The sequence below is a fragment of the Bacillus sp. LBA3-1-1.1 genome (assembly GCF_040676495.1).
Taxonomy (GTDB): Bacteria; Bacillota; Bacilli; order Bacillales; family Bacillaceae_G; genus Bacillus_A; species Bacillus_A nitratireducens.
Window position 1 is genome coordinate 42832 of sequence record NZ_JBEGIB010000001.1, and the last position, 25223, is coordinate 68054.

The following is a 25223-nucleotide window of genomic DNA, read 5'->3' on the forward strand; positions in this document are numbered from 1 at the left end:
CAAAACGGGACGTACAAGCTAAGGGTGAAGCTGGCTTGTATTTTTATTGCATTCTATGTGTGAAAAGACAAAGATTGACGCGTCATAGAGGCACTTCTCCATGTAAATAAGGAGGACCAATTATGGAGGATGCAGTTAACGAGTACCTATTATCATTTATTGATCCAAAAGATAAATTAATTCTTGAAATGGAAGAGTATGCAACAGAAAACCATGTGCCGATTATGGATCGACTTGGAATGGAATTTATGCTGCAATTTTTACGTTTAATTGGGCCGAAAAGCATTTTAGAACTTGGAACAGCAATCGGTTATTCTAGTATTCGTATGATGGAAGCTATTCCAAATTCACGTATTGTGACAGTAGAGCGCAATCGTGAACGATATGAAAAGGCACTTGAATATATAGAACGTTCTCCAGTAACAGATCGCATTTCTGTTATTTACGGTGATGCTTTAGAAACAGGCGAACAAGTGAAAGAACATGGAACATTTGATGTTATTTTTATTGATGCAGCGAAAGGGCAATATCGTCGCTTTTTTGACTTATATGAACCGTTATTAAATCCTGGTGGCGTAATTATTTCAGATAATGTTATGTACCATGGTCTTGTAACGACAAAAGAGAAAATTGAAAATAGACGTACACGTGGTTTGATTCGCCGTATTAAGACGTACAATGAATGGCTTATGAACCATGAAGGATATGATACAACGATTTTCCCGATTGGTGATGGAGTGGCTGTAAGTAAAAAGAAAGGGTGACAAAGGTATGAAGAAACCTGAATTGTTAATAACGCCTAGAGCAGTGGCGGATATCGAACCTCTTGCAAAAGCAGGAGCAGATGCAGTAATGATCGGTGAACAAAAGTTTGGTTTACGTTTAGCAGGGGAATTTTCACGTGAAGATGTAAAACAAGCTGTTAAAATTGCACATGAAAATGGTGTGAAAGTATACGTTGCAATGAATGCGATGTTCCACAATGATAAAGTAGAAGAATTAACAGACTACGTTGCATTTTTAAATGAGATAAATGTAGATGCGATTGTTTTCGGAGATCCAGCGGTATTAATGGCTGTTCGTGAAGTTGCACCAAACATGAAGTTGCATTGGAATACAGAAACGACAGCAACAAACTGGTTTACTTGTAACTATTGGGGGCAAAGAGGGGCGAAACGCGCTGTATTAGCTCGTGAACTTAGCTTAGATGAAATTGTTGAATTAAAAGAAAATGCGGAAGTGGAACTTGAAGTGCAAATTCACGGTATGACTTGCATGTTCCAATCAAAGCGTTCATTAGTAGGAAACTACTTTGAGTATCAAGGTCGTAATCTCGACATTGAAAAGAAAAAGTATGAAGAGAATATGTTCTTGTATGATCCAGAGCGTAATAATAAATATCCAATTTATGAAGATGAAAATGGTACTCACATTATGAGTCCGAACGATATTTGTTTCATTGATGAGTTAGAGGAACTAATCGATGCTGAAGTGGATAGCTTAAAAATTGATGGTGTCCTAAAAAGTTCTGAATACATTATTGAGGTAACAAAGAAATATCGTAAAGCAATTGATTTATGTGTAGAAAATCGTGATGCGTATTATGACGTGAAAGACGATTTATATAAAGAGATAGAAGAAATGCAACCAGTAAATCGTCCATTAGATACAGGATTCTTCTTTAAAGAGACGGTTTACTAAACGAGGAGGGTGTAGGAAATGACTGTACAAGAAATTTCACGAGTGATCGATGGCAAACGCGTTATTGTGAAGAAACCTGAACTGTTAATCCCTGCGGGTAACTTAGAAAAATTAAAAGTAGCTATCCATTACGGGGCAGATGCTGTATATTTAGGTGGACAAGAATTTGGTCTTCGTTCGAATGCAGGTAACTTTACGCTGGAAGACATGGCAGAAGGCGTTGAATTTGCAAAGAAATATGGAGCGAAAATATATGTAACAACAAATATTTTTGCACATAATGAAAATATGGACGGGCTAGAGGAATATTTAAAAGGGATTGAAAAAGCTGGCGTAACGGGAATTATCGTTGCTGATCCGCTTATTATTGAGACATGTAAACGTGTAGCACCTTCTGTTGAGGTGCATTTAAGTACACAACAATCGCTATCCAACTGGAAAGCAGCACAGTATTGGAAAGAAGAAGGTTTACATCGTCTTGTATTAGCTCGTGAAGCAAGCTATGAAGAGATGAAAGAAATTAAAGACAAAGTGGATATTGAAATTGAAGCATTCGTCCATGGTGCAATGTGTATCGCATATTCAGGAAGATGTACATTAAGTAACCATATGACAGCGCGTGACTCTAACCGTGGTGGTTGTTGTCAATCTTGTCGCTGGGACTATGATTTAGTTCAAACGGTATCACAACATAAAGATGCAAAAGAGCTTCCTTTATTCCAAGAAGAAGATGCTCACTTTGCGATGAGTCCAAAAGATTTAAATTTAATTTTATCAATTCCGAAAATGATTGAAATTGGAATTGATAGCTTAAAAGTTGAAGGACGTATGAAATCTATCCATTACGTAGCGACTGTGGCAACTGTATATCGTAAAGTAATTGATGCGTATTGTGCGGATCCGGATAACTTTGAGTTTAAACAAGAGTGGTTAGATGAGCTAGATAAATGTGCAAATCGTGACACAGCTCCTGCATTCTTTGAAGGGGTTCCAGGACATCAAGAGCAAATGTTTGGAAATCATAGTAAGAAAACAACGTATGATTTTGCTGGTTTAGTGTTAGATTATAATGAAGAAACGGGCATCGTAACGCTTGAGCAACGTAATCACTTCAAACCAGGACATGAAGTGGAGTTCTTTGGACCAGAAATAGAAAACTTTACGCAGACGGTGGAGAAAATTTGGGATGAGGATGGAAACGAATTAGATGCAGCGAGACATCCGTTGCAAATCGTGAAATTCAAAGTGGATCAACCAGTGTATGTGAATAATATGATGCGCAAAAACATACTTCAATAAGAAAGAGTGGTAGTCGAATGGGGACGAATAAGCCTGTTGTAATTGGAATCGCTGGTGGTTCAGGATCAGGAAAAACAAGTGTAACGAAAGCGATTTTTGACCATTTTAAAGGTCATTCCATTTTAATCTTGGAGCAAGATTATTATTACAAAGATCAAAGCCATTTACCAATGGAAGAGCGTTTAAAAACAAATTATGATCATCCGCTTGCGTTTGATAATGATCTGTTAATTGAACATTTGCAGCAGTTGCTTGCATATGAGCAAATTGATAAGCCTGTATATGACTATACATTGCATACGCGTTCAGAAGAAATTATTCCAGTTGAGCCGAAAGATGTAATCATTTTAGAAGGAATTCTTATTTTAGAAGACCCACGTCTTTGTGAGTTAATGGACATTAAGCTATTCGTTGATACAGACGCGGATCTTCGTATTTTACGCCGCATGCAGCGTGATATTGAAGAGCGTGGTCGTACGATGGATTCAGTTATTGATCAATACGTAACTGTTGTACGTCCAATGCACAATCAATTTATTGAGCCTTCTAAGAAATTTGCGGATATTATTATCCCTGAAGGTGGACAAAACCATGTTGCAATTGATATTATGGTGACAAAAATTGCAACAATTCTTGAACAAAAAGTAAATTTGTAATAGCATAGTAAAAGATATACGATAGGAAGGGATTTTTTCCCTTCCTATCGAATACAATGAAACATGCAACCTCATCTATATATAGGTGAGGGCATATTTATATCAACTTTCCATACATATCTTCTTTATATAAAGAAGAATTGGGAATACGGGGTTGTATGTGACAACTCCGCTAGTGCAAGCGTACTAGAAACCTCCGCTACACATATAAGTGGGGGAGTTTTCATATGGAACTCCTCTTTTTTTTCAGGGGATTGGTATATAAAAGGAGTGGAAAATATGGCAACAGAAAAAACATACCCAATGACGCAAGAGGGTAAGCAAAAGCTAGAGAACGAACTTGAGGATTTAAAAACGGTAAAACGTAAAGAGGTTGTAGAGCGCATTAAGATTGCACGTAGCTTCGGAGATCTTTCTGAGAACTCTGAGTACGATGCAGCAAAAGATGAGCAAGCGTTCGTAGAAGGACGTATTACACAATTAGAAAACATGATTCGTAACGCAGTTATCATCACAGATAACGGCGAAGAATCTACAGTTGTTACATTAGGTAAAACAGTAACATTTAAAGAGTTACCAGGTGGAGATGAAGAATCTTACACAATCGTAGGTAGCGCAGAAGCAGATCCATTTGAAGGAAGAATTTCTAACGATTCTCCAATCGCAAAAAGTTTATTAGGTAAGCAAATTGGTGAGAAGGTAGCAATTCAAACACCAGGTGGAGAAATGCAAGTAGAGATTATCTCTGTAAAATAACGTAAAAATCACTCGTGTAAAAGCGGGTGATTTTTTTATTTGTATAAAAGATGAAACACCTCGTCTAAACTACATGAGACGAGGTGTTTTTTATGAAAATAAAACGGAGAATTACAGTTGTTTTAATTTGTTTTATGAGTGTGATGTTTTTACTACTTTGTCGCTTAATCCAAATACAGATTTTAGATACGGAATCATTTACTGACCAAAATATCAATTTAATTGAAAAAAGTGTTACGCAGCGAACGCAATCACTTACAGTAGATAATGGAAGAGGGCACTTTACAGATCGAAATGGTAAGGAAATCGGTGAAGAGAAATATCCAGTTCTAATTATTTTTCCATTTTTACAAATAAAAAATGACATGTTAGAGAAAATTTCGCATATCATTGGTTTGTCGAGACAAGAGATAAGACTGCAAATGAAGAGTAAGAATAAAGCATTTATATTACAAAGGGGGAATATCCCATTTCAATTAACGGTTGAGCAGATGGAGAAGGTAAATCAGTTAGATACTTTAGGCATTGTAGCAGCAGAAGTTCGATTGAAGCAAACGGGAGAGGCAAATCATTTAATTGGTGATGTGGGAGAGAATGAACAGGAATTTCAAAAGCGTTATGGAGAAATGAAAAAACTTTCGGAACAAACACCAATTGGTATTTCCGGATTGCAACAATCATTTGATGAATTTTTACTTACTGATGGAGAGGCAAAAGTACTATATCAAGTGGATCGGCAGGGAGAGCCGATTTTCGGGAAACAGGCAAAATACACTTCACCAGGAAATCCATTTTATCCAGTTACTATTCAAACAACGCTACATAAAACGTTGCAACGGCAAGCTGAAAAGATTATAAATGAAAACGGAATAAAAAAAGGTGGGTTAGTATTACTAGACATAAAAAATAGTGAAGTTTTAGCAATGGTAAGTAAGCCATCTTTACAGATGAATGATAGGAGCGCATACAAAGCAACACTTGAAAATCAAATGTTAACTCCTCATTTTCCTGGATCTGTTTTTAAAACAGTAGTTGCAGCGGCGGCAATTGATCAAAATTTGGTGCGATTTAACCGTGTATTTAACTGTAATACGGATTTATACGGTGAAAATCTTCCACAAGTTATGATGGGGTCATTAAACTTTAAGGAAAGCTTTGCTAGAAGCTGTAATCGAACGTTTGCTGTATTAGGTGATGAACTAATGCAAAAGGATAGGGATGTGTTAGAAACGTATTTAGGGGCCTTAGGAGCAAGTAAGAAGGTAGGGTGGAAAGGTTCGGTATTTCATACATCGGAATTTGAGCAATTACCAGAAGAAAAGAATGCTGTTATTTGGAGAAGTGAAGAAAATAAAGTTAGTAGAAAAGCCATTGCTCAAACGATGATTGGACAAAAAGATGTACGCGTGTCGCCTCTAGCTATAGCGAATATGATGGCGACAATTGCTAGAGATGGAGAGAAGTTGGAAGTGAAAGCTGTAAAAAAAATAGTGTATAAAAATGGAACCGACTTTTTTACATTTGAAAATCATGAATTAACTGGGAAACAGCTTTCTTATGAAACGGTGAAAAAGCTACAAGAATTATTAAGAGGTGTTGTAACGACGGAGAAAGGAACGGGAACAGTGTTCCGTTCGTTACCACTAAATGTTGCCGGAAAATCTGGAACGGCACAAACAGGAAAAGGAGAAAAGGTGAATCGCTGGTTTGCAGGTTATTTTCCATATGAAAATCCAAGGTATGCTTTAGTTGTAGTTGATATAGAAACAGATAGTAACAAAAATGTAGTTACACCCGTTTTTACAGAACTGGTAGAAGCAATTCATAGATTAGAAAATGAAAAGTAATCTTGCAATTATTTATGAAATGTTTTCATTTCGTGAAAATATTATTGTAAATGTTCAACCTTTCTAGATTTAATGTTACAATAGCAAGTATGAAAAACTGCATGGAGGTTTGAAGAATGGCAGGAGGATCTAGATTCCAACAGAAACAACAAAAACGTCGTCAAAACGGTGTTTTAAATATTGCAATCGCTATTGTATTAGTAGCAGTAGCTATTGTGGCATATCAATTGTTTGTTCCTGAAACAAAAGAGCAAGCGTCTTCTAGTGATAAAAAAGTAGCTCAGCAAACAACAAAAGAGAATAAAGCTGAGAAAGTTAAAGGTAAAGAAGAGACGAAGAAGAACGAGCAAGAGAAGGCAGAAGCTAAGAAGAAGGAAGAAGAGAAGCAAAAGGCTGAAGAAGAACAGAAAAAAGCTGAAGAAGAAGCGAAAGCTAACGAGAAAGTACCAGCTGAAAAAACACAGCCAAAGGCAACCGATGCTTATACGAAATCTTCTTGGAAGCCAGTAGGTACAGAGCAAGGCGCAACACCTGCGATGACGTTTAAAAAAGGTACAGCAGATTGGAATGAGATGAATCAAGCAATTTCCGCTGCAATTGACGTTCCAGTAGAGCAATTAGTTATTCATAGAATCGGAAATAACGGTAAGAATAAAGCTTACGGTAACGTACAAGATAAACAATCAGGTAAAAAATATTATGTAAATATTGATTGGGTAGACAATGAAGGCTGGAAACCAGTACTCGTTCAAACTCTAAACTAAAAAAAGAGAGGCTCTTAAGAGCCTCTCTTTTTTTAGTTAGCGTAATTTTTTTAATTTAAAATGAACAACCGCGCTATAATATGGTCTTTTGCTTTCCGGATCCATAACCATTTGATGCGAGATGTGATGAACCTCAAGCATAAGTGCTTTATTATTATCGATTTGTTCACTAATTTTTCGTTCTAAAGAAGCTAAGTCTCCCGCTTCAAAAAACTCTACTTTATCTTCTAACATTTCAAAGGTAAATGACACGAAGACGACCCCTCTCCTATGTAATCACCTATAGTGTAACAAAGAAAAGAAGGAAATACCATGTACATTTCAATTGACATTTTTAGAAAGAGGGCATATTATACTGATAAAACCGATAAGAAAAAGGGGAATTTTTATGGGGACAGAATTTAATGGTTTATTTGATGAGTGGGCTCATACGTACGACTCATTCGTACAAGGTGAAGATATACAATATAAAGAAGTTTTCGCCCGTTATGAGGACATTTTAGAGGATGTAGTTAACAAGTCATTTGGTAACGTATTAGAATTTGGTGTTGGTACTGGCAATTTAACAAATAAATTATTACTTGCTGGTCGTACAGTTTACGGTATAGAACCGTCACGCGAAATGCGCATGATTGCTAAAGAAAAATTGCCGCAAGAGTTTTCAATTACAGAAGGTGATTTTCTTTCATTCGAAGTTCCAAATTCAATTGATACCATTGTGAGCACCTATGCATTTCATCATTTAACAGATGAAGAAAAGGACGTAGCGATTGCGAAGTATAGTCAATTGCTAAACAAAGGTGGTAAAATAGTGTTTGCTGATACAATATTTGCAGATCAAGATGCATATGATAAAACTGTCGAGGTAGCAAAACAAAGAGGTTTTCATCAGTTAGCAAACGATTTGCAAACAGAATACTATACACGTATTCCTATCATGCAATCTATTTTTGAAAACAATGGCTTCCATGTAGCGTTCACGAGATTAAATCATTTCGTTTGGGTAATGGAGGCAACTAAGCAATAGAAAGAGGGATTAGATTGAGAATTGCTGTAATTGGAGCAATGGAAGAAGAAGTACGTATTTTACGTGACAAACTAGAACAAGCAGAAACAGAAACTGTTGCAGGTTGTGAATTTACGAAAGGGCTATTAGCAGGACATGAAGTAATCTTGTTAAAGTCTGGTATTGGTAAAGTAAACGCAGCGATGTCAACGACGATTTTATTAGAAAGATATAAGCCTGAAAAAGTAATTAATACTGGTTCAGCTGGTGGATTCCATCACTCTTTAAATGTTGGAGATGTGGTTATTTCAACAGAAGTTCGTCACCATGACGTAGATGTAACAGCATTTAACTATGAATATGGTCAAGTGCCAGGAATGCCGCCTGGATTTAAAGCTGATGACGCATTAGTTGCATTAGCTGAGAAATGTATGCAGGCAGAAGAAAATATTCAAGTTGTAAAAGGTATGATTGCAACAGGCGATTCATTTATGAGTGATCCGAACCGCGTTGCGGCAATTCGTGATAAATTTGAAGATCTTTATGCAGTAGAAATGGAAGCAGCAGCTGTTGCACAAGTATGCCACCAATATGAAGTTCCGTTTGTTATTATTCGTGCACTTTCTGATATTGCTGGTAAAGAATCAAATGTTTCATTTGATCAATTTTTAGATCAAGCAGCTCTTCATTCTACAAACTTTATCGTAAAAGTACTAGAAGAGTTAAAGTAATGTAACAAAAAGGCAACTGTCTCATATAAAGAAAATACATACAGTTGCCTTTTCTTTATTGGCAAATAAGGGGGAGAACACGATGAATGTATATCGTGGCGTTCATGAATTGATTGGTCATACACCAATTGTAGAAATTACTCGTTTTTCACTTCCAGAAGGAGTCCGTTTATTTGCAAAGCTTGAATTTTACAACCCAGGCGGAAGCGTTAAGGATCGTTTAGGAAGAGAATTAATCGAAGATGCGTTAGAAAAAGGGCTTGTTACCCAGGGCGGAACAATTATTGAACCGACGGCTGGAAATACTGGCATTGGACTGGCACTTGCAGCGTTAGAACATGATTTACGCGTCATCGTTTGTGTACCAGAGAAATTTAGTATTGAAAAGCAAGAATTAATGAAAGCGCTAGGTGCAACGGTTGTGCATACACCGACTGAGCAAGGAATGACCGGCGCAATTGCAAAGGCAAAAGAATTAGTAAAGGAAATACCAAATTCATACTCTCCAAGTCAGTTTGCGAATGAAGCAAACCCTCGTGCTTATTTTAAAACGCTAGGACCTGAACTTTGGTCGGCACTGAATGGAGAGATTAACATATTTGTTGCAGGGGCAGGAACAGGCGGTACGTTTATGGGAACTGCATCTTATTTGAAAGAGAAAAACATTGATATTAAAACGGTTATTGTAGAACCAGAAGGCTCTATTTTAAATGGCGGTAAAGCTGGTTCACATGAAACAGAAGGAATTGGTCTTGAATTCATTCCACCATTTTTAAAAACATCTTATTTTGATGAAATTCATACGATTTCTGATCGACATGCATTTTTACGAGTGAAAGAATTAGCGCAAAAGGAAGGCCTTCTCGTTGGAAGCTCTTCAGGAGCAGCATTTCATGCGAGCTTACTTGAGGCAGAGAAAGCAACACCAGGTACAAATATTGTAACGATTTTTCCTGATAGTAGTGAGCGCTATTTAAGCAAAGACATATACAAAGGATGGGAATAAAAAATGAGAGCAAAGACAAAGTTAATTCATGGTATTCGCATAGGAGAACCTTCAACTGGATCTGTAAACGTACCGATCTATCAAACAAGTACGTACAAACAAGAAGCAGTTGGTAAGCATCAAGGATATGAATATTCACGTACAGGCAACCCAACACGTGCAGCTTTAGAAGAAATGATTGCTGTATTAGAAAACGGTCATGCTGGATTTGCATTTGGCTCAGGAATGGCTGCTATTACAGCAACTATTATGCTATTCTCAAAAGGTGACCACGTTATTTTAACAGATGATGTTTATGGCGGAACATACCGCGTGATTACAAAAGTACTAAATCGTTTCGGCATTGAGCATACATTTGTAGATACAACAAACCTAGAGGAAGTTGTAGAAGCAATTCGCCCAAATACGAAAGCAATTTATGTAGAAACACCAACGAATCCATTACTAAAAATTACTGATATTAAGAAAATATCTACTCTTGCTAAAGAAAACGATTTATTAACAATTATTGATAACACATTCATGACGCCATATTGGCAGTCGCCAATTTCTTTAGGAGCAGACATTGTACTTCATAGTGCAACGAAATATTTAGGAGGTCATAGTGACGTAGTTGCAGGCCTAGTCGTTGTAAATAGCCCACAACTAGCAGAAGATCTTCATTTCGTGCAAAACTCAACAGGAGGTATTCTTGGACCACAAGATAGCTTCCTACTACTTCGCGGTTTAAAAACGTTAGGAATTCGTATGGAAGAGCATGAAATAAATTCACGCGCAATTGCTGAGTTTTTAAATAACCATCCAAAAGTAAATAAAGTATATTATCCAGGTCTTGAATCACATCAAAATCACGAATTAGCAACAGAACAGGCGAATGGATTTGGTGCAATCATCTCATTTGATGTAGACAGTGAGGAAACGTTAAATAGAGTACTTGAGAAGTTACAGTACTTCACACTTGCTGAAAGTTTAGGAGCGGTAGAAAGTTTAATTTCTATCCCGTCTCAAATGACACATGCATCAATCCCAGCAGATCGCCGTAAAGAATTAGGAATTACAGATACATTAATTCGAATCTCTGTTGGTATTGAAGATGGAGAAGATTTAATTGAAGATTTGGCACAAGCACTAGCATAATAAAAATGCACTGCTAATATAGAGCAGTGCATTTTTATTATGTTAATTTGTGAAATATTTCACAAATTAGACATACACAAATGAAATGATTTCATGTATATTGAATTCATGAAATGTTATTCACGAACAAACTTGTGAAATATTTCACAAACAATGGGATTCATGTAGGACGGTAACTCTATTTTTTTTCGCTAATCGGGACTTATTATGACCTATAGGGACTTATAAAGACCGTGATAACAGAATAGGAGGAAATTTATATGGTAGTCAAAGAGAAAGTTGTAAATGAAATGCAAGAGGTAAAAGAGATGATTGATACGTTAGTAAATAACGGTCAAGAAGCTTTACAAGCATTAGAAAGTTTTACACAAGAGCAGATTGACAACATTGTTCATGAAATGGCACTAGCAGGTGTTGATCAACATATGCCGCTTGCGAAATTGGCTGTTGAAGAAACGGGCCGTGGTGTCTATGAAGACAAATGTATAAAAAATATTTTTGCCACTGAATATATTTGGCATAGTATAAAGAAAGATAAAACGGTAGGAATTATTCATGAAGATCCTCATGAAGAAGTAATAGAAATTGCAGAACCTGTCGGTGTAGTAGCTGGGGTAACGCCTGTAACGAACCCAACGTCGACAACAATGTTTAAAGCGTTAATCGCGATAAAAACGAGAAATCCAATTATTTTCGCATTTCATCCTTCTGCACAAAATTGTTCCATTGCAGCGGCGAAAACAGTATATGATGCAGCAGTGAAGGCCGGTGCACCAAAGCATTGTATTCAATGGATTGAAAGACCTTCTGTGGAAGCAACGAAACAATTAATGAACCATGATGGTGTCGCGCTCGTTCTAGCAACTGGAGGGGCTGGTATGGTGAAATCGGCTTATTCTACTGGTAAACCAGCACTTGGTGTAGGTCCTGGTAATGTACCGTGTTATATAGAGAAATCAGCACATGTAAAACGAGCTGTTAATGATTTAATTTTATCGAAAACATTTGATAACGGTATGATTTGTGCATCGGAACAGGCAATCATTATCGATAAAGAAATTTATGATGATGTTAAAACAGAAATGATTGCAAATAATTGTTACTTTGTAACAGAGGAAGAGAGAAAGAAATTAGAAAAGCTTGTTATTAATGAAAATACATGTGCAGTAAATAGTGATATTGTTGGGAAATCAGCACAGTATATTGCTGAATTAGTAGGAATTACTGTACCTGAACATACAAAAATGCTTGTAGCTGAAATTAAAGGTATCGGGGCAGCATATCCACTATCTCGTGAGAAACTGAGCCCAGTGTTAGCTTGTGTAAAAGCAAATTCATTAGAAGAAGGATTTACATATTGCGAAGAAATGTTAGAGCTTGGTGGCCTAGGGCATTCAGCGGTTATCCATTCTACAAATAAAGAAGTACAAAAACAATTTGGGTTACGTATGAAAGCCTGTCGTCTCATTGTAAATGCACCTTCATCACAAGGTGGAATTGGTGATATATATAATGGATTTATTCCATCACTTACGCTTGGTTGTGGCTCCTACGGGAAAAACTCAGTTTCCCAAAACGTAACGGCGACTCATTTATTAAATATAAAAAGGTTGGCAAATAGAAAAAAGAATATGCAGTGGTTCAAATTACCACCCAAAATTTATTTTGAAAAACATGCGACAGCATATTTAGCAAACATGCCTAACATTTCCCGCGCATTTATTGTAACGGATCCAGGGATGGTTGAGCACGGTTATGTAGATACAGTTACGCACTATTTACGTAAGCATGCAAATGATGTGAAAGTTGAAGTTTTCTTTGAAGTTGAGCCAGATCCATCAGATGAAACTGTGTTTAAAGGTGCGGAAATGATGAGAAGTTTTAAGCCAGATGTAATTATCGCACTTGGTGGTGGTTCAGCTATGGATGCAGCGAAAGGGATGTGGCTTTTCTATGAGCATCCAGAAACAACATTCTATGGCATTAAACAAAAGTTTTTAGATATAAGAAAACGTACATGTAAATATCCGGAATTAGGAAATAAAGCGCAGTTTGTTGCTATTCCAACAACATCAGGAACAGGGTCAGAAGTGACACCATTTGCGGTTATTACAGATAAGAAAAATAATATAAAGTATCCGCTCGCAGATTATGAATTAACACCAGATGTAGCGATTGTTGATCCGCAATTTGTAATGACAGTACCACCTCATGTAACAGCAGACACTGGTATGGACGTATTAACGCATGCAATCGAGGCGTATGTGTCTGTTCTGGCAAATGACTATACAGATGGATTAGCATTAAAAGCAATTGATCTCGTCTTTAAATATTTACCAAGAGCGTATAAAGACGGAAATGACGCAGAAGCACGAGAAAAAATGCATAACGCTTCCGCAATCGCAGGAATGGCATTTGCAAATGCATTCCTAGGTATTAATCACAGTTTAGCACATAAAATTGGGCCAGAATTCCATATTCCGCATGGGCGTGCGAATGCAATTCTTATGCCGCATGTAGTTCGCTATAATGCTATTAAGCCAAGAAAACATGCATTGTTCCCAAAATATGAGCACTTTGTGGCTGATGAACGCTATGCACATATTGCGAGAATGCTCGGGCTTCCGGCAAGCTCAACAGCGGAAGGTGTGGAATCACTCGTCCAAGCAATTATTGAGCTTGGAAAAAGCTTAAATATAAATATGAGTATTGCAGGACAAGGAGTTGCTAAAGACCAATTTGAAGAGGTTGTTGGATTATTAGCAGAAAGAGCTTTTGAAGATCAATGTACAACAGCTAATCCAAAATTACCGCTCATTTCAGAGCTGAAAGAAATCTATATGGAAGCATATAAAGGCGTATAATAGATAAAAAAGAGCCGCGAGTAAGCGGCTCTTTTTTACTTTGGAAAACATCTCCCAGATTGGTTCTATTTACTTGTCTTTAAGCTTGATAGAATGTGATAAAGTGAGGATGGGAGTGATAAGCAGATGAAAGAATTACAAGAAAAAATAGCAGATTATACCCGGTTTGCACAAGTACTTTTAGCTATAAGTACATTTTTAATGATCGGTTTATTAATTCCAAGTGGAATAAAAAGTATGGTACAGTCTTTTGTTATGATGGGAAGTATTATTGTATTTTTAGTTCTTGCTTTTTTCTTCTTTAAGCGTGTTAAAGCGATGCGTGACCAATTAGAGGAGAGCGAATATGAAGAAAATTGTTAAATAGGGCGCTACGAAAAGAAGAAATCTTTTTGTAGCGTTTTTTTGTTTTTTGTAGAAAATGTATGCGTTTCATGTTGACGATGATAATCCTTATCAATTAAAGTAGAATAGTAGTCAATGATTATCATTATCAATTAGAGGTGGAAGAATGAAAAAATCTATTACGCTGTTCACAGCGATCTTATCTATTTTTTTCTTGTTAATAGGTTGCAGTGCAAAGGAAAACGAAAAAGCATCTGCAACAAAAACAGAAAAAGGAACAGACAAAATCGAAATTACCGATCTCTCAAAAAGAAAGGTAACGTTCAATAAAGTTCCTGAAAGTTTTGCAACGTTGAGTATGGGAGACATGGATATTATTCATGCTTTAGGTGGGAAAATAGTAGGTCGTCCTGATACAAAATTAACTCTCCCAGAGGAATTAAAGAAAGCACAAGTAATCGGAAATGCACATCAACCGAATTTTGAGCAAATTGCTAGTTTAAAACCGGATGTACTTGTTGCTAACAATGGATTCCAAAAGAACATTCCAACGGTCGAAGGACAAGGAACAAAAGTAATCATTTCTTCAGCCAATTCTGTAAAAGATATTCAAAAGAGTATTGAAATGTATGGAACAGTAATGAAGAAAGAAGATAAAGCAAAAGAACTTAATCAAAAAATTAATGATCAAATGAAGCAATATGAGAAAAAGAGTGACGTTAAAGCATTGCTGGTATATGGAGCACCAGGCACTTATTTAGCAGCGTTACCAACATCTCTGTCAGGTGATATTTTAGAAAAAACGGGTGGTAAAAATATTGCAGCTGGTTTTCCAGAAATGAAAGAATATCCGCAATATGCACAGCTAAGTGTAGAACGCATTATTGAGGCGAACCCAGATGTAATTTATTTAATTACACATGGAGATCCAAATAGTGTGAAAAAAGCATTTGAAGGCGAAATGATGAAAAATGAAGCGTGGAAAAATTTAGATGCAGTCAAACAAAATCGTGTTGTTATTTTGCCGCCAGATTTATTTGGATCAAATCCTGGAACAAAAGTAACAGAAGCAATGGACTTTATGTATAAAAGTATACAAGATGTAAGGAAATGATGAGTATGGAGAGTAGTGAAGCAGTAAGAGAAAAGGAACATCCTTTTGCGAAAAAAAGATGGGTAACAGCAGTTACTTTAGTTGTATTAACGATTCTAGGTCTTTTTTATGGTCTTTTCGCAGGAAGTTTATCCTTTTCTTTAGGAGACATTCTAACAGGGATACAAGATGAAGGTTCGACAGTTCATCGAATTGTATGGGATCTTCGTATACCCAGAGTGCTCGTTGGGCTTATTGTAGGAACATGTTTAGCAGCCTCGGGAGCATTACTGCAAGGGGTTATGAGAAACCCTCTTGCAGACCCTGGCATTATCGGGGTTTCATCCGGAGCAGGTCTTGTAGCAATTGTAATTATGATTCTATTTCCTCAGCATATGGCTTTTTTACCGCTAGGAGCATTTTTAGGTGCGTTCATAACAGCGATGGTTATTTATGCTTTATCATGGCAAAAAGGGGCACCACCTTCAAGAATCGTCTTAGTAGGTGTATCAATCAATGCATTAATTGGTGCAGCAACGTCAGCATTAATGTTATTACATAGTGATAAAGTACAATCTGTGTTACCGTGGTTAGCTGGTGGCATTGGTGGTGTAAGTTGGGCGCATTTAAACATGATTATTTATTATGCAATATTCGCTATTATATTGGCTCTCTTTGGCATTAAGCATATTCGAGTATTAATGCTAGGAGATGAAATGGCAAAATTATTAGGGCATAACGTGGAGAGAAGTCGGTTTTATTTAATAGTAGTAAGTACATTGTTAGCTGGAATTGCGGTTAGTGTTTCCGGACTTATTGGATTTGTCGGTCTTGTTGTACCACATATGTTACGTTTATTAGTTGGAAATGACTATAAATATTTACTGCCATTATCATGCCTTGGCGGAGGGATATTGCTTGTTTTCGCGGATGCGATAGCTCGAAGTTGGTTCGATCCAATCGAATTGCCTGTTGGTATTTTATTGTCCTTCTTGGGTGGTCCGTTCTTCTTATATTTAATTCATAGAGGAGGAAAACAACGTGATTTCCGTTAACAAAGTGTTTTACGCACATTCTGAAAGATTTCAAATGCAAAATATGAATGTACATATTAAAGCTGGAGAAATCGTTAGTTTAATCGGTCCGAATGGATCGGGGAAATCTACTTTGCTTCGTTTAATAGCAAGGCTACTTAAACAAAGCGAAGGAGATATCATTTTAGATGGGGAAAATATTCATACGATGAAGAGTGTGGATGTAGCGAAGCAATTAGCGATGTTACCACAAATGCATGATCATCAATTAGATTTAACAGTGAAAGAGTTAATACAGTTCGGAAGAGGCCCCCATAAATCATGGAGTGGTCGCTTAAATGAAGAAGATGAAGAAATTGTTGATTGGGCATTGTCTGTTACAAATCTTGCAGGGTATGAATATCGCCTTTTGCAATCTTTATCAGGAGGAGAAAGACAACGTGCTTGGATTGCGATGACGCTAGCACAACGTACAAATGTCTTATTATTAGATGAACCAACAACCTTTTTGGATATCGTTCACCAGTTGGAAGTAATGGAACTTGTGAAACGATTAAACGAGGAGTTTGGTATGACAATTATAATGGTTTTACATGACATTAACCAAGCGGCTCAATATAGTGATCGTTTACTCGTATTAAAGCGAGGGAAGCTTCAGTATGACGGTATACCAGAAGAAGTGTTATGTCATGAAATGTTCCAACATGTATTTGGCATAGAAGTAGATATTTTTCAAGGAAGCGACAAACCATTTTTTACACCGAAACGAATTTCTAAAAAAGGAGCAGAGCGATGCAAACAGAAGAACGTATTACCACTGAATTAGTAAGAGAATTTGTTATGGCAGCTCATGGAGATCTAGAAAGGGTACAGGAGCTTTTGTTCGAATCACCTAGCTTACTTCATGCTTCTTATAATTGGGGCGGTTCAGATTGGGAAAGTGCGTTAGGAGCAGCAGCACATGTAGGTCGTAAAGACATTGCTCTTTATTTACTAGAAAAGGGTGCTCGGATGGATATTTTCGCAGCAGCTATGCTTGGAGAGTTAGAAGTTGTACAAGCTATTTTAGTGGTACAACCAGAAGCATTACGTGCATCTGGCCCACATGGTATTTCCCTTCTTCAACATGCTCGAATGGGTGGAGAAAAAGCACAGCGTGTATTTGAGTACTTAACGGTGCTCTCTTAATAGCCGTAAAAGTTCTTATGTGCGGTAAACTTTTCACTTTCATATAACTTGGAAAGTTTACCGCCCGTTAGAACGGGATAAGTATCTAGTATATTTGAAAATCCTACACCCCCCTCAGTTGTAGTTTTCTTTTTGCTAGTTATGATATGGATGCAGTAGACACTCTTTTGTCTACTGCTTTTTTTTGATATAATACACCTTTACAAGACTGAATTTTCTTTCTTTTACGAATTAGTTAACATTTATATAGTTTGAAATATATTGATATGTAATAAGGTTCAAAATGATGGGAGTGAGTTAAAAGTGTTCCATACAGATCGCTTACAATTTCGTAAATATACAAGGGATGATTTATCGTTTTATGCGTCTTTATGGGGGAATGAGAAGGTAATGCGCTATATTGGAAATGGGACGTTAAAAACATATATGCAATGTAAAAAAAGTTTGGAGGATTCGGTGCTTCCGAATTATAAAAATGGTCTCGGTTTATTTGTAATGATTGAAAAGGAAACAGGGATACGAATTGGTCATGCAGGGCTTGTCAAGCAGAAGGTAGATGGAAAAGAGGAAATTGAGATTGGCTATTGGCTACTTCCTAAGTACTGGGGGAAAGGGTATGCGAAAGAGGCAGCGGCGGCATTTCGAGACTATGGTTTTCAAGCATTAAAAATGAATAAATTAATTTCACTTATTAATCCGAACCACCCAGCTTCAATATTTGTAGCTAGAAAAACAGGACTTAGCTATGAAAAAACAACTGCATTTCATGGGATTGATGTCTTAGTTTATTCTATTAAGAGAGTTGGATGAAAAAGTTCACTTTTTTAAAGGTAAAATATACTTTTTGAAGAATGGTATATAAAAATAAAAGGAGGGATTACGTGTATATTTATCATAATGGACTAATTATTCGTGAAGGAACGAATGGAGTGCCAGCCTATGCAATTAAAACATTATTTGAAGATGCTGGTTGGAGTAATGATAATATCCCTTCTTGGCAAATTGAAAAATTTTCGATAGCATTTGAAAATTCAACATGGGCTTTCACAATTTGGGATGAAGAAGAGATGGTCGCGATGGTTAGAGTGATTTCTGATCAAATCATGGTTGCTAACATAGTAAATTTAGTTGTGAAGTATGAGTATAGAGGGAAAGGATTAGGTAAGAAACTGGTGGCTCTTTGTTTGCAAAAGCTTCCTCATGGTGATTGGTTTGCACATACAGCCGCTACCAATTTTGATTTTTATAGAAGTTGTGGTTTTGAAGTAAGAGAGTTATCAAGAAATGGGACATGTGCGTACTACGGGTATCAAGTAGCAAAAAAGGATGGACACCGATAAACTTATAAGGTAGTGAAGAAAAAGGATTGCTATTTTAATAATATAAACTGAATTGAGACTCATTTTATGATAAAATAAAAGAAAATTCAGTTTATTAAATGGGGGATAAAAATGAGTATAAAAGTTGGGGATGTATTTAAATATGAAAGAAGATTTACTGAGGAAGAAGTTTTCGAATTTGCCAATATTACAGGTGATAAAGGGAGACATCATATGGAATATGATGAGAATGGACGATTAATGGTTCATGGTTTATTGACTGCTAGCATTGGAACGAAAGTAGGCGAAGAGTTACATTACATAGCAAGGGAATTAGTAAGTGAATTTATTAGGCCAGTTTTTACAGGGGATACGATTACTTGTGAATTAACTTTAACAAATATTGAACAAATGGAAGGGTATAAAAAAGTTTCAATCGAGTCAGTTTATCGCAACCAACATGAAAAGACTGTGCTAGTTGGGACGAGTTATGGAATTATAAGGGAATGAAAAAAGAAGCCTGTTATGAGACAGGCTTCTTTTTATTTTTTAGTAAACACGTTTTCGATTTTCTGCATGGCTAGAGATAAGTAATAATGCAGTTTCTTCTCCTATATTACGAACAATATGTGGAACGCACGCATTCCAAGAGAAAGAATCACCTTCTTCTACAATTGCAATATCTTCACCATGTTGAACTTCTAGCTTTCCGCGTAATACAAGATGACACTCTTCACCTTCATGGGCATTTGGTGAGTTTTCTTTCGGAAACCCGGCAGGAATTTCCACGAGATTTAGGCGAAGGCCACCTTGCTCCGCGACATGTTCAATTCTTTGCTCATCTTTGCCGTATACACTGTATTTCCGTTCGTCTTTTTTGACAATTTTCAATCGATCTTTTTGTTCTAACAATAAATAAGGAAGGGGAACGTTTAAAAAATTGGAGATTGTATCTAAAGTTGAGATAGACGGTGATGTTTTATTATTTTCAACCTGACTCATAAAGCCTTTAGAAAGCCCTGTTCCTTCACAAATTTGTGCAATTGTTATGCCTCTACGTTGACGAATTTCACGTATTGCAGAACCAATATTCATAAAATCAAGCTCCTTTTTGTAAACAACTATTTGTATCATAGCAAAAAAAATATATTTTTTCTCATGAAAAATGAATTGACGAATAAAAATAATTAGTGTATGTTTTGTAATGTGAATAAAAGTTTTGTATAAGAAAACTATAAAGGAGAGAAAGAAATGAATCAACATATTGGTAACTTAATTATTCGTATCGTGTTAGGGGTAACGTTCTTTATGCACGGTTTAACAAAATTCCAATCAGGAATTGACAATATTGCAGGGTGGTTTACAAGCATTGGTTTACCAGGAGGACTTGCGTACGGTGTAGCAACAGTTGAATTAGTTGGAGGTCTATTGTTAATTCTAGGTTTAGGTGTAAGATATATTGGATTATTATTTGCACTTGTTATGGTTGGAGCAATTGTAAAAGTGAAATGGTCAGCTGGTTTATTAGGAGATGGAAAAAATCCTGGCTTCGAATTAGAACTTGCATTGTTAGCAATGGGTGCGTACTTATTTGTTGCGAAAGCTGATGGTTTTGTAGATAATTTCTTAAAAGAGAAAATGTCAAAGAAGAACTAATTTAAATGGGGGTATAACAAGATGGGCTTTCAACTTCATCCCGAAACAACACTTGGGGTTGTTCATTTATATGTATCAAATTTAAAGAAATCGCTAGAGTTTTATACAGAAGTATTGCGTATGAAGGTATTGGAAGAAAAAAGTACAATCGTTACGTTTGGTAATGAGGAAAATGAGCCACTTCTCATAATAGAAGAAAAGGAAGACGCTCTTCCGAAGCAAAGAGGTCGAACTGGTTTATATCACTATGCAATTTTATTACCAAACAGACAAGACTTAGCCAATATTCTTCGCCATTTTGTTGAGAGAGTACACCCATTACATGGTGGGGCTGACCATTACTTTAGTGAAGCTCTTTATTTAGCTGATCCAGATGGAAACGGGATTGAAATTTATCATGATCGCCAAAAAGAAGTTTGGCGTGATGAGAATGGAGAGCTACCATTTGTTAGTAACCCGTTAGACGGCGAAGGATTATTGCAGCAAGGAAGTGCATGGAATGGGTTCCCGGCTGGTACTGTGATGGGGCATATTCATTTACATGTAGCTGACTTAGAAGAAGCGAAACGTTTCTACGTTGATGGTCTTGGCTTTGAAGTAACAATCCCAGCTCGCAATGGAGCGTTGTTCGTATCCGCAGGTGGTTATCATCATCATATCGGTTTAAATACGTGGCAAGGTGAAGGAATACCACCACAAATGCCAAATTCCGTTGGCTTGAAATATTTCACAATTGTACTAGCGGATGAAAAACAAAAAGAGCAAGTATGTGAAAGCTTAAAAAATATTGGCAAAATTGCTACGTACAAAGATGGAATATTACAGGCCAAGGATCCATTTGGACATTGTATATATTTCAAAATAAAAGGAGAAGCCTAAAAAAGGCTTCTCTTTTTTACTTTCTTATAATTGCTTTTTCGTTTTGTAAAAATAGTTGGTCAAATTGCTTTGCAAGGTCAAAATCTAGTTTCGTTAAACCTTTTGCATTCCAAGATGACAAAGTAATAATGACTGCTTTATACTGGATAAGGATAAATGGATGGTGATTATGTTCTTCTGATAGTTTGGCGGCTTCAGAGACAAATTCGACTCCTTTTAAGTAGTCGGAAAACATATATTTTCGTTCAATCCATTTTTCATCTTTTACCATCCATTTATCTACCTTTAATAATTCCCCTTGAACTTCTTCTTCAGTTAATCGTAGCATCATTTTTCACATCCTTTATCTGCAGTAGCGCAAGACCATTGTTAATAAGGCGTGTTACAGCTTCGTCAGTTGTGAAAGTAGAAAGTTGTTGTAATAATGCTGCTGATGTTTCGTGCCCTTTGTTATGCTCTAAAAGTAATTCTAATATTTCAAGGCGAAGCAGCCATTCTTTCGGATAAAATTTATTTAATACCTCTTGAATTGCTACTAATTGATCAGTGTGAGCATCGTGTAAAATATTTTCATTACGAATATCCCGAACTGTTTGATACATACGTTCAAGCTCAGTCAGTACAAGCGGATCAGGAGTTTCTTGAACTTCTTCATCCATCGGGAAGAATGCGGCTGCATCTGCTGCTCCTGGGAATACCGAAGTGATCTGTGAGCCAACAGCCATGTCAAATGCTCCCCACGAAGCATCAAATAATATGCGATCTTTATGAGTAACTGTGCAATCCATAAAGGAGATAAGAGCAATTTTATTAGCATTCTTTACAATGTCAGTTACTGTTCCTTTTACATGAATGTCACTTGCAAAAGTAAAATCTGCACCGTTTCCAATTGTAATGCCTAATGACTGTAACTTTTCTTCTGTACAATCTTCTAGTGCGATATTACCAGTTAGTAATCCGACCGGTGTCCCGAATCCATCACTGTGTACCGAGTTAGAATGATTTGCCAACTGCTTATTATGAATTGCTAATGCAGTTGGAGAGTTTGTCCGCATGTAAATGACTTCACCGGCATCATTTTTAATTGTTTCTGTAAATGTACCTGTAATTTGTAATCCGCTACTTAACTCAGTTGTGGCATGATTTTCGGAGTGAATTGCTTTTTCTAATCCTTCTGTGCCACCTGTTTTGAATGCCATCGTTTCAGAGAACGTCTCAAGCGCCTCAGTTAATTCTTCAAATGATTGACAAACAAATAGCTGTGGTTGCATTTTTGTCACATCATAAGTTGTCCCTGTGCAAGCTTCAATTGAGAAAGGAACTTTTTCTACAGCATCTGTTAAGCAATGTTTGCTTTCGCCGACAGAGGAAAGAAGGCCAGCACCGTAGATTTTTGGATCGTCAATATTTCCAATTAATCCGTACTCCACTGTCCACCAGAAAAGACGTGAAATTTGTTCAGCTTCTGATAAACCAGAAACTAAGTTTTGTTTTTCAATTACAGCATTTTCAGCAGCTTTAACTTCATCAGGAGTAGAAGTAGGGCTTTCTTTGACAATCGTTAATGTACGAACAGCTTCAAATGCATCATGTTCTTCTTTTGTTGAGAAAGCTTTCGCACCAATTTGTCCAAAACGTTTCACATATTTTGCATATGTAGAATCAAGTAAAATCGGTGCGTGTCCTGCCGCTTCGTGTACAATATCTGGAGCTGGTGTGTACTCGATATTTTCTACTTTACGAATATCTGTTGCGATTGGTAGTAATCCGTGCCCCTGAAAATCGAAGAATGCGACGCCAGGAATAAGTCCGTCAATCGTTACGGCTCCCCATCCGCTTGGTGCTAAACAGTCGTTCATTTCTTCTACCTTTGGAATTGCATCTATATTAATACCAGATGATTGTAGTCCATTCACATAGGCTGGATGGGCAACGTCTTTTAAGAAGCTATGATTTTGTCTCATAATGTAACGCCACACAGCGTGATTCACCGGTGTGTATTGATCATAATGTTGTGTGGATACGAATGGTTTTAAATGCGATGGGATTTCTGTTTTCTTTGTCATTTAGACATCCTCCTTGTTTTCTATAAAATTGAATATGAGTTTTGTATTGCTTATATCACCTCCTTTAAAATTGTAAGCGCTTATAAAATTTTATCATAAGATTCGGAATTATTTAACATTTGTTTCTTTGAGAAATAGAAAAAGCCCCTATCGGAACATCCGATAGGGGCGAAAAAATCGCGGTACCACCCTATTTGTAAGTGAAAATACACTTACATCTCAATTCATGATAACGGAAAAACTCCGTCTTTTCCTTCATGCATAAAAGCACTACGAAAAAGAAGCTCCAGAATTGTAATTCATACTTATATATGTGCTAATTTCCACCGACCACTAGCTCTCTGTAACAGGGATATAATATACTACTGCGATTCTTTCAATGCGTATATATGAAGTTGTATAAAAGGGAAGGACGCAAAAAAGTCCCTATCGGAAAATCCGATAGGGACGATAAAAATCGCGGTACCACCCTAATTGTAAACATAAAAATTGTTTACCACTCACTTTAAGATAACGGAAAGATCCGTCTTCCTCTTCATGCATTATGTGCACTACGGGAAAGAAGCTCCAGAATTGTAATTCACGCTTGTATATGTACTGATTTGCACCAACCATCAGTTCTCTGAGACAGGGATATAAGTCGCTACTAGTATTCCTTCAAAGCCGATATATAATTTGTTCAACTAAACTATGTTTTGTATTATAAAACTATATTTAAAAGCTTGTCAACAAAAAAATTATTACTTTACTTCTAAATCAACATTTAAATTAGATGTATTTCCAGCTGCATCGGTTGCTACAATATGAATGGTATTCTTTCCTTGTTGTAATTGGTTACGATCGAAATAAATGTCGTAACTTTTCTCCCAAGGGTTCAGGAACGCACTTTCCCACACACCATTTCCGTTAATTTCATATTGTATCGTTACTGGATGTCCTGGAGCAACCCATCCTGATTCTGTCATCCAATCTAAAAGTATATCATCTACTTTCCCTCTAATTACGAGGTTTTCTTGATCTACTTCAGACGATAACTTCGGTGCAGTGCGATCGACAAATACAGCTCCTGTTTGCTTTGTTTCTCCACCAGAGTTAGAAGCAACAGCTTCGATTTGGTATAAGCCATCAGGTAGAGGAGATCCGTCAGTTTTCGTACCATTCCATTTGAAAGATTTATAACCAGGTGTTTCATTTTTCCCTTGATGTATCATGCCTTGATATGCTACACGGTCTTTCGTAATTAAATTAGCGTGAAATGTTACATCCTCAACTGGTGTAACTAAATAGTAATTGATCAGGTTGTCATCTAGTATTTTGTCATTATTTGGACTGAAAGTAGAATTAACGATTTCAAGGCCATCAATACGCTTGTATTCTTTCGGATCGATGCTAAATGTAAATGGAATACGCATTTCTTCAGTTTTCCCTTGCTCTTTTACATATAGATTTCCTGTATATATACCTTGTGGTAAGGAGCTATCAACAGTAATTGTAAAAGGCTTTTCGATGTTACTATTAGGTTTCATACTAATCGAAGAAGGGAAAGAAGTCTGGACTTTTGTTTTTGTATCTAGTAATTCAATACGAGTTGAAAAGTTTTTCTTTTTGTTAGAAAGATTTTGTAACGTAATATTTTGTGTTAACTTCACTTTACCGCTATTTGGTTTAATAAGACCGAAACTTACGTTGTTCGGTTTCACTAATGCATCTGTTTGGGCTGCTTTTGGAATGTTAATTAAACCAGATCCTTGTGCCATGACAGGATATGTATTTTCATTGACATCCTTTAATGTTTTTGCAGTGACTCAGCATGGGCGCTTAAAGCTCCAAAACTCGAAAAGACGAGCGCCATACTTAATAGTGTAGATGTAGTTTT

26 protein-coding genes, 1 pseudogene and 2 other annotated features are annotated in these 25223 nt (G+C 36.7%); of the genes and pseudogenes, 22 read left to right on the forward strand and 5 right to left on the reverse strand.

Annotated elements, in window-relative coordinates; genetic code table 11:
- Positions 1–122 precede the first annotated feature (122 nt).
- The 7 genes from MRBLBA3_RS00220 (at position 123) to MRBLBA3_RS00250 (ending at position 7023) form a co-directional block, all read left to right on the forward strand.
- Positions 123–764 carry an O-methyltransferase gene (locus MRBLBA3_RS00220; protein ID WP_000389099.1) on the forward strand — a complete coding sequence of 214 codons (642 nt, stop codon included), beginning with the start codon at positions 123–125 and terminating at the stop codon, positions 762–764.
- 7 nt (positions 765–771) lie between these two features.
- Positions 772–1701, forward strand: a complete 930-nt coding sequence (locus tag MRBLBA3_RS00225) for a peptidase U32 family protein (RefSeq protein ID WP_044737706.1) — start codon at positions 772–774, stop codon at positions 1699–1701.
- An 18-nt stretch (positions 1702–1719) separates the two neighbouring features.
- Entirely contained in the window at positions 1720–3000 is a 1281-nt protein-coding gene (locus tag MRBLBA3_RS00230; RefSeq protein WP_000217960.1) for a peptidase U32 family protein, read from the forward strand.
- 17 nt (positions 3001–3017) lie between these two features.
- Positions 3018–3656: a uridine kinase gene (gene udk / locus MRBLBA3_RS00235; RefSeq protein WP_000537077.1), complete on the forward strand. Its 639-nt coding sequence runs from the start codon at positions 3018–3020 to the stop codon at positions 3654–3656.
- 279 nt (positions 3657–3935) lie between these two features.
- The gene (gene greA, locus MRBLBA3_RS00240; protein WP_000179964.1) at positions 3936–4412 is read left to right on the forward strand and encodes a transcription elongation factor GreA; all 477 of its coding nucleotides are present in this window, start codon (positions 3936–3938) and stop codon (positions 4410–4412) included.
- Between the two features lie 92 nt (positions 4413–4504).
- A complete protein-coding gene (locus MRBLBA3_RS00245) occupies positions 4505–6259 on the forward strand; it encodes a peptidoglycan D,D-transpeptidase FtsI family protein (RefSeq protein ID WP_044737707.1) in 1755 nt (584 codons plus the stop codon).
- 116 nt (positions 6260–6375) lie between these two features.
- Positions 6376–7023: a YrrS family protein gene (locus MRBLBA3_RS00250; protein ID WP_044737708.1), complete on the forward strand. Its 648-nt coding sequence runs from the start codon at positions 6376–6378 to the stop codon at positions 7021–7023.
- Between the two features lie 36 nt (positions 7024–7059).
- On the opposite strand, the gene MRBLBA3_RS00255 is transcribed toward MRBLBA3_RS00250, so the two are convergent.
- Positions 7060–7275 (reverse strand): YrzA family protein, encoded by a 216-nt coding sequence (locus tag MRBLBA3_RS00255; RefSeq protein ID WP_000010984.1) that lies wholly within the window; start codon positions 7273–7275, stop codon positions 7060–7062.
- 136 nt (positions 7276–7411) lie between these two features.
- Between MRBLBA3_RS00255 and MRBLBA3_RS00260 the strand changes: the two genes are divergently transcribed.
- From MRBLBA3_RS00260 to MRBLBA3_RS00320, 13 genes are all read left to right on the forward strand, one after another.
- Positions 7412–8050 (forward strand): class I SAM-dependent DNA methyltransferase, encoded by a 639-nt coding sequence (locus MRBLBA3_RS00260; protein WP_000536335.1) that lies wholly within the window; start codon positions 7412–7414, stop codon positions 8048–8050.
- A gap of 14 nt (positions 8051–8064) precedes the next feature.
- Positions 8065–8760, forward strand: a complete 696-nt coding sequence (mtnN, locus tag MRBLBA3_RS00265) for a 5'-methylthioadenosine/S-adenosylhomocysteine nucleosidase (RefSeq protein ID WP_001217032.1) — start codon at positions 8065–8067, stop codon at positions 8758–8760.
- Between the two features lie 82 nt (positions 8761–8842).
- Positions 8843–9766 carry an O-acetylserine dependent cystathionine beta-synthase gene (locus MRBLBA3_RS00270; protein WP_001103865.1) on the forward strand — a complete coding sequence of 308 codons (924 nt, stop codon included), beginning with the start codon at positions 8843–8845 and terminating at the stop codon, positions 9764–9766.
- Between the two features lie 3 nt (positions 9767–9769).
- Entirely contained in the window at positions 9770–10903 is a 1134-nt protein-coding gene (locus tag MRBLBA3_RS00275; RefSeq protein WP_001201926.1) for a bifunctional cystathionine gamma-lyase/homocysteine desulfhydrase, read from the forward strand.
- A 260-nt stretch (positions 10904–11163) separates the two neighbouring features.
- Positions 11164–13767, forward strand: coding sequence for a bifunctional acetaldehyde-CoA/alcohol dehydrogenase (gene adhE / locus MRBLBA3_RS00280; protein WP_044737709.1), 2604 nt, complete (start codon positions 11164–11166; stop codon positions 13765–13767).
- 126 nt (positions 13768–13893) lie between these two features.
- On the forward strand, positions 13894–14130 hold the full coding sequence (locus MRBLBA3_RS00285; protein WP_000661438.1) for a YrhC family protein: 237 nt from the start codon (positions 13894–13896) through the stop codon (positions 14128–14130).
- A gap of 148 nt (positions 14131–14278) precedes the next feature.
- Positions 14279–15226: an ABC transporter substrate-binding protein gene (locus MRBLBA3_RS00290; protein ID WP_000748448.1), complete on the forward strand. Its 948-nt coding sequence runs from the start codon at positions 14279–14281 to the stop codon at positions 15224–15226.
- Between the two features lie 5 nt (positions 15227–15231).
- Positions 15232–16260: a FecCD family ABC transporter permease gene (locus MRBLBA3_RS00295; protein ID WP_044737710.1), complete on the forward strand. Its 1029-nt coding sequence runs from the start codon at positions 15232–15234 to the stop codon at positions 16258–16260.
- Positions 16247–17065, forward strand: coding sequence for an ABC transporter ATP-binding protein (locus MRBLBA3_RS00300; protein WP_000626523.1), 819 nt, complete (start codon positions 16247–16249; stop codon positions 17063–17065). Before MRBLBA3_RS00295 ends, MRBLBA3_RS00300 begins: the two co-directional genes overlap by 14 nt.
- Positions 17032–17427, forward strand: coding sequence for an ankyrin repeat domain-containing protein (locus MRBLBA3_RS00305; protein ID WP_001192769.1), 396 nt, complete (start codon positions 17032–17034; stop codon positions 17425–17427). Before MRBLBA3_RS00300 ends, MRBLBA3_RS00305 begins: the two co-directional genes overlap by 34 nt.
- Before the next feature lie 261 nt (positions 17428–17688).
- Entirely contained in the window at positions 17689–18237 is a 549-nt protein-coding gene (locus MRBLBA3_RS00310) for a GNAT family N-acetyltransferase (RefSeq protein ID WP_363379492.1), read from the forward strand.
- A 71-nt stretch (positions 18238–18308) separates the two neighbouring features.
- A complete protein-coding gene (locus MRBLBA3_RS00315; protein WP_000276110.1) occupies positions 18309–18767 on the forward strand; it encodes a GNAT family N-acetyltransferase in 459 nt (152 codons plus the stop codon).
- Positions 18768–18878: 111 nt separating this feature from the next.
- On the forward strand, positions 18879–19256 hold the full coding sequence (locus MRBLBA3_RS00320; RefSeq protein ID WP_000025007.1) for a MaoC/PaaZ C-terminal domain-containing protein: 378 nt from the start codon (positions 18879–18881) through the stop codon (positions 19254–19256).
- A gap of 39 nt (positions 19257–19295) precedes the next feature.
- Here the strand turns inward: MRBLBA3_RS00320 and MRBLBA3_RS00325 are convergent, their stop codons facing one another.
- On the reverse strand, positions 19296–19841 hold the full coding sequence (locus MRBLBA3_RS00325) for a helix-turn-helix domain-containing protein (protein ID WP_001020690.1): 546 nt from the start codon (positions 19839–19841) through the stop codon (positions 19296–19298).
- Between the two features lie 156 nt (positions 19842–19997).
- Between MRBLBA3_RS00325 and MRBLBA3_RS00330 the strand changes: the two genes are divergently transcribed.
- Together MRBLBA3_RS00330 and MRBLBA3_RS00335 are read left to right on the forward strand one after the other, a co-directional pair.
- Positions 19998–20402, forward strand: coding sequence for a DoxX family protein (locus tag MRBLBA3_RS00330; protein ID WP_001071557.1), 405 nt, complete (start codon positions 19998–20000; stop codon positions 20400–20402).
- A gap of 21 nt (positions 20403–20423) precedes the next feature.
- On the forward strand, positions 20424–21281 hold the full coding sequence (locus MRBLBA3_RS00335; RefSeq protein WP_044737712.1) for a VOC family protein: 858 nt from the start codon (positions 20424–20426) through the stop codon (positions 21279–21281).
- Positions 21282–21297: 16 nt separating this feature from the next.
- On the opposite strand, the gene MRBLBA3_RS00340 is transcribed toward MRBLBA3_RS00335, so the two are convergent.
- The 3 genes and pseudogenes from MRBLBA3_RS00340 to MRBLBA3_RS00350 form a co-directional block, all read right to left on the reverse strand.
- On the reverse strand, positions 21298–21612 hold the full coding sequence (locus tag MRBLBA3_RS00340) for a 4a-hydroxytetrahydrobiopterin dehydratase (protein ID WP_000979550.1): 315 nt from the start codon (positions 21610–21612) through the stop codon (positions 21298–21300).
- A complete protein-coding gene (locus tag MRBLBA3_RS00345; protein ID WP_044737713.1) occupies positions 21593–23347 on the reverse strand; it encodes an aromatic amino acid hydroxylase in 1755 nt (584 codons plus the stop codon). The genes MRBLBA3_RS00340 and MRBLBA3_RS00345 overlap by 20 nt, the downstream gene beginning before the upstream one ends.
- 161 nt (positions 23348–23508) lie before the next feature.
- Positions 23509–23736: a binding site (T-box leader), on the reverse strand.
- 51 nt (positions 23737–23787) lie between these two features.
- Positions 23788–24017 (reverse strand) — a binding site (T-box leader).
- 70 nt (positions 24018–24087) lie between these two features.
- Positions 24088–25149: pseudogene (locus MRBLBA3_RS00350) on the reverse strand (FlgD immunoglobulin-like domain containing protein); the annotation flags it as partial.
- Positions 25150–25223 lie beyond the last annotated feature (74 nt).